The organism is Methanobacterium sp., from assembly GCA_016222945.1.
GTDB lineage: Archaea > Methanobacteriota > Methanobacteria > Methanobacteriales > Methanobacteriaceae > Methanobacterium_D.
Genome location: JACRPY010000011.1, coordinates 1 through 9133, shown reverse-complemented (window position 1 = coordinate 9133; position 9133 = coordinate 1). Strand labels below are relative to the sequence as shown.

At 33.2% G+C, this 9133-nt stretch carries 10 protein-coding genes; all 10 read left to right on the top strand.

What is annotated here, in order from left to right; translation table 11 throughout:
• The first annotated feature begins 157 nt into the window (after nt 1-157).
• Nucleotides 158-487 carry a dinitrogenase iron-molybdenum cofactor biosynthesis protein gene (locus HZC47_11720; GenBank protein ID MBI5681553.1) on the top strand — a complete coding sequence of 110 codons (330 nt, stop codon included), beginning with the start codon at nt 158-160 and terminating at the stop codon, nt 485-487.
• 244 nt (nt 488-731) lie between these two features.
• Entirely contained in the window at nt 732-1046 is a 315-nt protein-coding gene (locus HZC47_11715) for a hypothetical protein (protein ID MBI5681552.1), read from the top strand.
• A 504-nt stretch (nt 1047-1550) separates the two neighbouring features.
• On the top strand, nt 1551-2138 hold the full coding sequence (locus HZC47_11710) for a 30S ribosomal protein S3ae (protein ID MBI5681551.1): 588 nt from the start codon (nt 1551-1553) through the stop codon (nt 2136-2138).
• Nucleotides 2139-2175: 37 nt separating this feature from the next.
• Nucleotides 2176-2844 carry a TIGR00297 family protein gene (locus HZC47_11705; protein ID MBI5681550.1) on the top strand — a complete coding sequence of 223 codons (669 nt, stop codon included), beginning with the start codon at nt 2176-2178 and terminating at the stop codon, nt 2842-2844.
• Between the two features lie 39 nt (nt 2845-2883).
• Complete coding sequence (locus HZC47_11700) at nt 2884-4119, top strand: 2,3-bisphosphoglycerate-independent phosphoglycerate mutase (protein ID MBI5681549.1); 1236 nt, start codon at nt 2884-2886, stop codon at nt 4117-4119.
• A 35-nt stretch (nt 4120-4154) separates the two neighbouring features.
• Nucleotides 4155-5510 carry a phosphoglucosamine mutase gene (gene glmM, locus HZC47_11695; GenBank protein ID MBI5681548.1) on the top strand — a complete coding sequence of 452 codons (1356 nt, stop codon included), beginning with the start codon at nt 4155-4157 and terminating at the stop codon, nt 5508-5510.
• On the top strand, nt 5507-6781 hold the full coding sequence (locus HZC47_11690; protein ID MBI5681547.1) for an NTP transferase domain-containing protein: 1275 nt from the start codon (nt 5507-5509) through the stop codon (nt 6779-6781). Before glmM ends, HZC47_11690 begins: the two co-directional genes overlap by 4 nt.
• A 56-nt stretch (nt 6782-6837) precedes the next feature.
• Nucleotides 6838-7311, top strand: a complete 474-nt coding sequence (locus tag HZC47_11685; GenBank protein ID MBI5681546.1) for a gamma carbonic anhydrase family protein — start codon at nt 6838-6840, stop codon at nt 7309-7311.
• Between the two features lie 14 nt (nt 7312-7325).
• A complete protein-coding gene (locus HZC47_11680; GenBank protein MBI5681545.1) occupies nt 7326-8426 on the top strand; it encodes a histidinol-phosphate transaminase in 1101 nt (366 codons plus the stop codon).
• 15 nt (nt 8427-8441) lie between these two features.
• A partial coding sequence (locus tag HZC47_11675) for an anaerobic ribonucleoside-triphosphate reductase activating protein (protein ID MBI5681544.1) occupies nt 8442-9133 on the top strand: 692 nt, incomplete at its 3' end.

Sequence of the window (9133 nt, the reverse complement as noted above, 5' to 3'; positions counted from 1 at the left end):
ATTGAATTAATGAAAAAAACTGGTTTTGAGATATTTATTTCTTCGGATTTTAAAGATGAAGAATGGCAATTAGAAACAGGAGAAAGACCTGTTTTTGTTGGTGTGAAATAGTAACTAATTTGAACCAGGCAAGATATAATAAAATCCGGTGATGATTATGAAAATAGCGGTAGCAACATCCAATGGTAAAGATGTGGATCATTTTGGAAAAGCACAAGAATTCAAGATTTATGAATTTGATGCAAATAATGTGAATTTCATTGAAAAAAGAGAATCGCCAAAAGTTAAAGGTGAAAAACATCAATGGCAGAAATCATTAGATACTATAAATGACTGTGATGTTATAATATGTGTTCAAGCAGGTTTAAAAGGTAAATTTGGCCTTAAAAATGCAGGAATTAAAATTGTTGAAGACGAAGGATTGATTGGTGAAGTTCTTGAAAGATTTATTGATCATCTTAAATTCATGGAAAAATCATTATTTTGATTTTAAAGCATTTATTTTTTTAATAATGCCTAAATAATTAATTTATTCAAAGTTTATACATATACCCGGTAATATATTATTTTTTAGTCTTATTAACTCATCATATTCTAAAATAGTAAATATTTATAGTGATTACCATTTATACTACTGATTATATTTGTTATATCTATGGAATCGACATAGGGGAAATGAATAAAAGGAGGAGTTAAAAATTAAGAAAAGCTTTTTAGCATTGATTATAGGCATGATGATGATTTCTTTAAGTGTGTCTGGTTGTATAAATACGGATTTACCATCAAATAGTACATCAGTGAACACATCAGATGTTGATCAGCAATCTAACACAGGTACAACTCATAAAACTACAACAAATAAAACTAAAAAAACTACAACATCCAATAAAAAAACATGTCCTGAATGTGGCGGAAGTGGCATTTGCTGGGGCTGTGGTGGAACTGGAGTGGATGAAAATGGTTATACCTGCCAAGTATGTGGTGGAAATGGTGTTTGCCCTGCTTGTAATGGTGAAGGATGGGTTCCGACAAGTCAAAACGGCTGATGAATAATGAGCATGTACTGATGGCTTATAACTTAATTTATTGCATAGAAAAGGACATAAATTCATTTTATTTCCTTTTTAAGGCATTATTATTATTTTTAAATTTTTGCTATGGAATTGTAAGTGAATTTTTTTAAAGTTGAGGAAAATCTATGATTTTTTGAACATTAAAAATTTACTTAAATTTTTAAAGTATAAATAGCATCGATAACTTACTATAATAATATACCTGGGCGGATTTTTTAAAGATAATTATTTAAATTTAATATGGAAATCAGCATTATTGAACTCTGGTTTTATGAGAATTTATTGGAATGTGTTTCCATATATTTATAAAGTAGAAATGAGATTGTATATTAAGTGATTTTTATTAAAGTTATCAATTTTGATAGTTTATGAACTCTTTTTGGAGGGTTCTTTTTTAAAAGCTTAAAAACAAAGAAAAAAAATGCCAAATAAGCTGAAAAACAGGGCATTAACTAAAACTTATAAAGGTGAATAAATATGGCTAAAGCAAGACGTAGAAGAGTAAAGGATACGTGGAAAGAGAAACAATGGTATAAAATTATGACCCCTACAGAATTTGGGGATGCAGAAATAGGAACAACTCCTGCAAGAGATCCTGAAATGCTCATAAAAAGAAGTGTTGAATCATCAATGAGGGAATTAACAGGCGATTTCAGCAAACAGTACGTTAAACTGTACTTCCAAATAAATAATGTTGCAGGAGACATAGCAAACACCAAATTTATTGGACATCATGTAACAACAGATTATGTTAGAAGCATGATAAGAAGAGGAACAAGCAGAATTGACACAATTACAGATGTAGCTACTAAAGAAGGATACACACTAAATATACATATCATTGCAATAACTGTTAAAAGGGCAAAATCCTCCCAACAAAAATTCATAAGAGAAACTATGGGTAGAATTATTCATGAATTAACCGCAGAAAAAACCTTCCCTGAGATTGTTGAAGGTGTAATCTCTGGAAAGATGGCATCAACCATATATCATGAAACAAAGAAGATATATCCCTTAAAAAGAGTTGAAATAATCAAAACTAAAGTAGTCGAAGAACCTAATTAATTCGATTACTCCAAAATACTTTATGATTGGGAGATAAATGATAAACTGGGAATATGTGATCCTTGTTGTGATCATAGGGCTTTTAACTTACATTAGGGGAGCTCTTGATCTTTTTGGATCCATTTTCATGGTTATCATGGGTATAATTATTATTTTTACAGCCGGAATTAACTGGCTAATTTTAATCATAGTATTCCTGCTTTTAGGATTCGTATCTACAAAATACAAGCATGAATACAAAAAAGAAATCGGCGTTTACGAAGGAACAAGAACTGCAAAGAACGTGATTTCAAATGGGATAGTTCCTTTTGTAATGGCTGCATTTGGAAATTACGCAGGTTTTATTGGTTCTATTGCGACTGCAACTGCGGACACACTTGCAAGTGAAATAGGTGTTTTAGATAAGACGCCGCGCCTTATATCTACTTTTAAAAAAGTTTCTCCAGGAACCGATGGGGGAATCTCCCCTCTTGGAACTGCAGCAGGAATTTTAGGTGCGGGAATTATAGGTTTTTTTGCTTATATTCTAGGGATAACTCCAGATCCATTTAATGCTATGAAAATAGCAATTATAGCAGGTACTTTTGGATGTTTTATAGATAGTGTTCTTGGAGCTGTGCTTGAATCAAGAAATTATATTACAAATGAACATGTTAATCTTCTAGCCACATTAACCGGGGCTTTTTTAGGAATCATCATAGTTTAATAGAATAAAGCATAATATCTTATATAGTTGGGTGATAATGTGAAAGGAATCATAATGATAATAGATGGGATGGGAGACCGTCCACTAAAAGAACTAGGATACAAAACTCCGCTTGAAGCTGCAAACACACCAAACATGGATAAATTAGCAGAAATTGGTATAAATGGCATTATGGATCCAATAAGGCCAGGTATACGGGCTGGAAGTGACACATCACACATTTCAATACTGGGATATGACCCTTATGAAGTTTATACAGGTAGAGGTCCATTTGAAGCTGCAGGAATAGGATTAGAAGTTATAGCTGGAGATATAGCATTCAGATGCAACTTTTCAACTCAGGATGAAAATGGAATCATAACTGACCGGCGGGCTGGAAGAATAAGAGAAGGCACAGAAAAAATCTCTGAATCTATAAATAATCTGAAATTAGAAGGATTTGAGGATATTGAGATAATATTTAAAGAATCTACAGGTCATAGAGCGGTGCTCGTGTTAAGGGGTGAGGGTATATCTGATAAAGTATCTGATTCCGACCCAAAAAATGAAGGAAAACCTCCTAAAGAAGTGATTTCACTTGATGATTCACAGGAAGCCCAAAAAACAGCCCAAATATTAAATAAATTCGTGGAAACATCCTATGAACTTTTAAAAGATCACCCAGTTAATCTCAAGCGAATTGAAAAGGGAGAGAACCCTGCAAACGTGATATTACCTCGAGGAGTAGGGGCAGTTCCTAATCTCGTACCATTTAGTGAAAAATACGGCTTAAAAGCAGCATGTATAGCTGAAACAGGACTTATAAAAGGAATTGGGAAAATAGCAGGTATGAATTTAATTGAAGTAGAAGGAGCTACTGGTGGAACTGACACCAACCTTGAAAACATCACAAAAAGCATTAAAAACACAGCAGAAGACGATAACTGTGAATTCATATTAATTAACATAGATGGTGCAGATGAAGCAGGCCACGATGGACAAATGGAAGAAAAAGTAAAGTTCATTGAAAAAGTAGATACTGTAATCAGTGAAATAATGCAAATAGATGATGTATACTTCATTTTAACAGCAGATCATTCCACACCAATCTCTGTAATGGACCATACAGGAGATCCTGTCCCCATCATAATAAAAGGGCCTGAAGTTAGAGTTGATGATGTAAACAAATTTAGCGAAAGGGCAGCTGTATCTGGAGGCCTTTGCAGGATAAGAGGGTCAGATGTAATGAATATTTTAATGGATCTAATGAACAAATCCGAAAAATTTGGAGCATAACTAATTTAAAGCAGTAAATTGAATGGTGCATAACTATGGATGAAATGATTCCAAAACTCTTTGGTACATCAGGAATTAGAGGTAAACTCGTTAGTGAACTAACATTAGAATTAATAACTGATATTGGAATGGCTGTAGCAACATATATCGGTGGAAAAGGACGTAAAATTGTTATCGGATATGATACAAGAACATCAAATAAGATGGTTGAAAATGCAATAACTGCTGGTATTTTACAATGTGGATGTAATGTAATTCGATTGGGAATGGTTCCAACACCTCTTGTAGGTTATGCTGCAATGAAATTAGGTGCAGATTTAGGAATTATGATAACAGCATCCCATAATCCATCTCAATACAACGGAATAAAACTTTGGAACTCAACAGGAATGGCTTACACTCAGGATCAAGAAAGAACAATAGAAAAGATAGTTCATGAAAAAAGTTTTTCCCAGGCTTCATGGGAATTTATAGGTAAAATTGAAGACAATGAAGGCGTAGTTTTTGATTATATTAATGATTTATTGGATAATGTGGATATTAAAGGAAATTTAAAGGTAGTCGTGGACTGTGCAAGTGGGGCAGGTTCATATATATCTCCAATAGTGCTTAGAAAAGCAGGCTGCCATGTCTTAACCTTAAACTGTCAACCTGATGGATTTTTCCCAGGTAGAATGCCTGAACCATCACAAGCAAACCTATCTGAACTAATGAAAGTTGTAAAAGCAACAGGGGCAGATATTGGAATTGCACACGACGGTGACGCGGACAGAATGGTGGCTATTGATGATCAAGGAAGAATGGCAGATTTTGACAAGCTTTTGGCCCTTGTATCTAGTAAAATCGGTGGAAAAGTTGTAACAACAGTCGATGCATCATTTTGCGTGGATAAATGCATGGAAGATGTAGGCGGTGAAGTTATACGCACTAAAGTTGGAGATGTGCACGTTGCAGAAGTAATTGTGGAATCAAATGCTTCATTTGGGGGAGAACCATCAGGTACATGGCTACATCCAGATTTCTGCATGTGTCCCGATGGTATACTTTCAGCACTTAAAGTTATAGAGATCGTAGAAAAATATGGGCCTCTTTCTAAGCTTTTAGATGAAATACCAAGCTATCCTACCATAAGAGACAGAATAGAATGTGAAAATATCCAGAAAACTTTAATAATGGAGAAAGTCAAAGAAGAACTGCCTGATTACTTTGACAATGTATTGGATGTTAATTTCATAGATGGCGTTAGAATTTCCATGGAAGATGGAAGCTGGGTTTTAATAAGGCCATCAGGCACTGAATCATATATCAGAATTACTTTAGAAGGTAAAACAATGGTAACTGCTAAAGAAATTCAAAATAAATCAAGGGAGTTTATAGAGGGAATTTTATGAATGGAGTATTGCTTACAGCAGGTGAAGGCACCAGAATGCGTCCTTTAACATTAACAAGACCTAAAACAATGTTACAGGTTGGTGGAAAGCCTATACTCCAATATAATTTAGAAGCATTGAGAGATGCAGGCATTAAAGACATAGTAATGGTCGTTGGCTATAAAAAAGAAGCTATTGAGAACTATTTTGGGGATGGCTCATCATTTGATGTGAATATTAAATATATCACCCAGGAAAAACGTTTAGGAACTGCTCATGCCATAAATTCTATCCGTGATGAGATAGATAATGAATTTATAGTTTTAAACGGTGATATAATAGTTGATCCCAAGCTTATCATTGATTTAATTGAAAAATATGAATCTGATGAATCATCATCTATACTTATGCTCACTGAAGTGGAAGATCCCTCTGCATTTGGAGTTGTAGAAATAAAGGATGGAATTATCAAAAATATTGTGGAAAAACCAGCTCCTGGCGAAGCTCCAAGTAATTTAATAAATGCAGGAATATATCTTTTTGATAAAACCATATTTGAAGCAATAGATAAAACAGAAAAGTCTGAAAGGGGAGAATATGAGATAACAGACTCTCTTAAAATCCAAATGAGTGAAAATAAAATAGTTCGCGGTATTAAATCTGATAATAAATGGATAGATGTTGGAAGGCCATGGGAACTCCTGGATGTGAATGAATACTTTATAAATCAAACCGAAGACAGTATTGAAGGTGAAATTGAAGAAGGAGTCACTATTCATGGCTCAATTGTACTTGGAAAAAACAGTATAATAAGGTCTGGAACTTATATTTTAGGGCCGGTTTTCATTGGAGAAGGCGCAGATATTGGTCCTAATTCTTATTTAAGGAGATATACTTACCTTGGAAATAATGTAAACATTGGAAATGCTGTAGAAATTAAAAATTCCATAATTATGGATGGTACTAATGTTAATCATCTTTCTTATGTTGGTGATTCAGTAATTGGTGCTAATTGTAATATTGCTGCCGGAACAAATATTGCAAACTTACGTTTTGATAACAAAAACGTTAAAATGAACGTAAAAGGTGAAAGAATTGATTGTGGCATAAGAAAACTGGGATCTATTTTTGGAGATAATGTAAAAACTGGTATAAATTCAAGTTTTAACCCGGGAGTAAAAGTAGGTATAAACGCGGCAGTTGGCTCGGGAACCATAATTTATGAAGATATTCCTTCAAATACACTTGTTTTAGTAAAACAAGAACATAATTTGGTTAAAAATAATAGATAGTTAATAATATCAATTTAATACTTATTTATCTTTATTTTTTCAATGGGTTTGATAAAATGAGTGCTATACATGAAACTGTTAAAATATTTAAAGGCGTAAGAATAATTGAAAACGTTGAAATAGGTGAAGATAGTTCAGTATGGTATAATGCAGTTATAAGGGGAGATATGGAACCTATAACTATCGGAAAGTGCTCTAATGTTCAAGATAATTGTGTTATTCACTCATCTTACAATTATCCTGTGACTGTGGGCGATTACGTGTCTATAGGTCATGCAGCAGTATTACATGGATGTAAAATAGGCCATAACAGTTTGATTGGAATAAATGCAACGGTTTTAAACGGTGCTAAAATCGGTAAAAACTGTATTGTGGGGGCAGGAGCAGTAGTTACCACTAGAAAAGAGTTTGAAGACGGAAGTTTGATTATTGGAGTTCCTGCAAAGGCAATTCGAAAGTTAAAAGACGAAGAGATAAAAAGTATAAAAGACAATGCTTTAAGATACAAAAAAGTGGCAAACCAGAGTTAAAGGAAAGTGAAATAATGGTAAAAGTGAAAAAAATCGTAAAAGAACTCGATCCTTACGTTCCAGGAAGATCAATCGATGAAATCGCAATTAAATATAATATTAATAAGAATAATATAATAAAACTTGGTTCAAATGAAAATCCTGCAGGTGTATCCAAAAAAGCAATTGAAGCAGTAGAAAAAGAATCAAATTTAATAAGTAAATATCCCGAATCAAATTTAGAGGAATTAAAGACAAAAATAGCTGAATATTCAGGTGTTAAATCTTCTAATATTATTGTGGGTGGAGATGGGGCTGACGAAATTCTGGATGTACTTGGAAAAACATTGATGGAACCTGGAGATGAATTTATAGTTCCCCTACCGTCCTATATGTACTATGAATTCACCTTAAAAATTCAAGGAGGAGTTCCAGTTTATGCAAAATGGAATGTAGACGAAAATAAGCTGGATGTGGACTCAGTAATAAACGCCATAACTGATAAAACTAAAATAATCTTTTTATGCACTCCAAACAACCCTACAGGTGGTTTAATAGATAAAAAAGATATAAAAAGAGTGCTTGAAAGCACAGAAGCGCTTGTGGTTGTTGATGAAGCATATTTTGAATTTTCAGAAGTTAACAATGTGGATTTATTAGCTGATTATGATAACATGCTTATTTTAAGAACATTTTCCAAGGTTTTAGGGCTTGCTGGAATGAGGGTAGGTTATGCAATTTCAAATCCAACATTTATTGAGTTTATGCACAGAGTAAAACCAGTGTTCAGCCTCACAAAGCTTTCATATGTGGCTGCACTTGCCACACTTGATGATGAGGATTACATAAAAAAATCAACAGAGTTGAGTATCCAGAGCAGGGAATTCCTCTATGAAAAAATATCTGAATTTGATAAAATCCATATATATCCTTCCAAAGCTAATTATCTACTTTTAGACATAAGAAAAACAGGAATGAAATCTCATGAATTTGCTGAAGCTTTAATGAAACAAGGAATCATTGTAAGGGATTGTAATTCATTTAAAGGATTGGATGAATACTGGATAAGAGTAAGTGTAGGGACATTAGAAGAAGATAAAAGATTTATAGAAGTATTAAATGATTTAGTAGGATAAAAAAAGGCGATTTAGTTGATAATAGGAGATATGATTATATCCTCTCTTGAGTTTCCAGGAAAAATGTCACTGGTTATATTTACGGGGGGATGTATCCTGAAATGTCCCTATTGCCATAATCCAGAAATTATAGAAGGCGGAAAATATCTGGAACTGGATGAAATCCTACAAAAAATTGAAAAATCAATGGATTTTATAGATAGTGTGGTAATAACAGGTGGAGAACCTCTTATTCAGCATGAAGATGTAGAAAAAATTTTAAAATACTCTAAAAATCATGAATTAAATACAAAAATTGACACAAACGGATGTTTTCCCGACAGGCTGCAAAATGTAATAAATTTACTGGATTATGTAGCACTTGATATCAAAGCTCCTTTTGATAAATATAATAAAATCATAGGATCTGATATTGGATGTAATGTCAGGAGAAGCATGGAAGCATGCATAAAAGGAGAAGTATTTCTTGAATGTAGGACAACTTATGTGCCTTACTTAATGGATATTGGAGATATTGTTGAAATTGCAAAAGAAATAGATCCAGATATATATACATTACAACAGTTTAGGGATAAAGTAGTTCTTGATGAAAAGTTACAGGGAACACCAATTCCATCAAGAGATGAACTTAGAAAAATTGGAGAAAGAATAAAACCATTCCTTAAAAAAGTGAAAATAAAAACATCTGAATTTGGTGAAGAAGCCAT

Bases quoted from the DNA above. Each gene is read 5' to 3' on its own strand.
- HZC47_11720 (MBI5681553.1), top strand. From the start codon at position 158: ATGAAAATAGCGGTAGCAACATCCAATGGTAAAGATGTGGATCATTTT.
- glmM (MBI5681548.1), top strand. From the start codon at position 4,155: ATGGATGAAATGATTCCAAAACTCTTTGGTACATCAGGAATTAGAGGT.
- HZC47_11680 (MBI5681545.1), top strand. From the start codon at position 7,326: ATGGTAAAAGTGAAAAAAATCGTAAAAGAACTCGATCCTTACGTTCCA.
- HZC47_11715 (MBI5681552.1), top strand. From the start codon at position 732: ATGATGATGATTTCTTTAAGTGTGTCTGGTTGTATAAATACGGATTTA.
- HZC47_11710 (MBI5681551.1), top strand. From the start codon at position 1,551: ATGGCTAAAGCAAGACGTAGAAGAGTAAAGGATACGTGGAAAGAGAAA.
- HZC47_11705 (MBI5681550.1), top strand. From the start codon at position 2,176: ATGATAAACTGGGAATATGTGATCCTTGTTGTGATCATAGGGCTTTTA.
- HZC47_11690 (MBI5681547.1), top strand. From the start codon at position 5,507: ATGAATGGAGTATTGCTTACAGCAGGTGAAGGCACCAGAATGCGTCCT.
- HZC47_11685 (MBI5681546.1), top strand. From the start codon at position 6,838: ATGAGTGCTATACATGAAACTGTTAAAATATTTAAAGGCGTAAGAATA.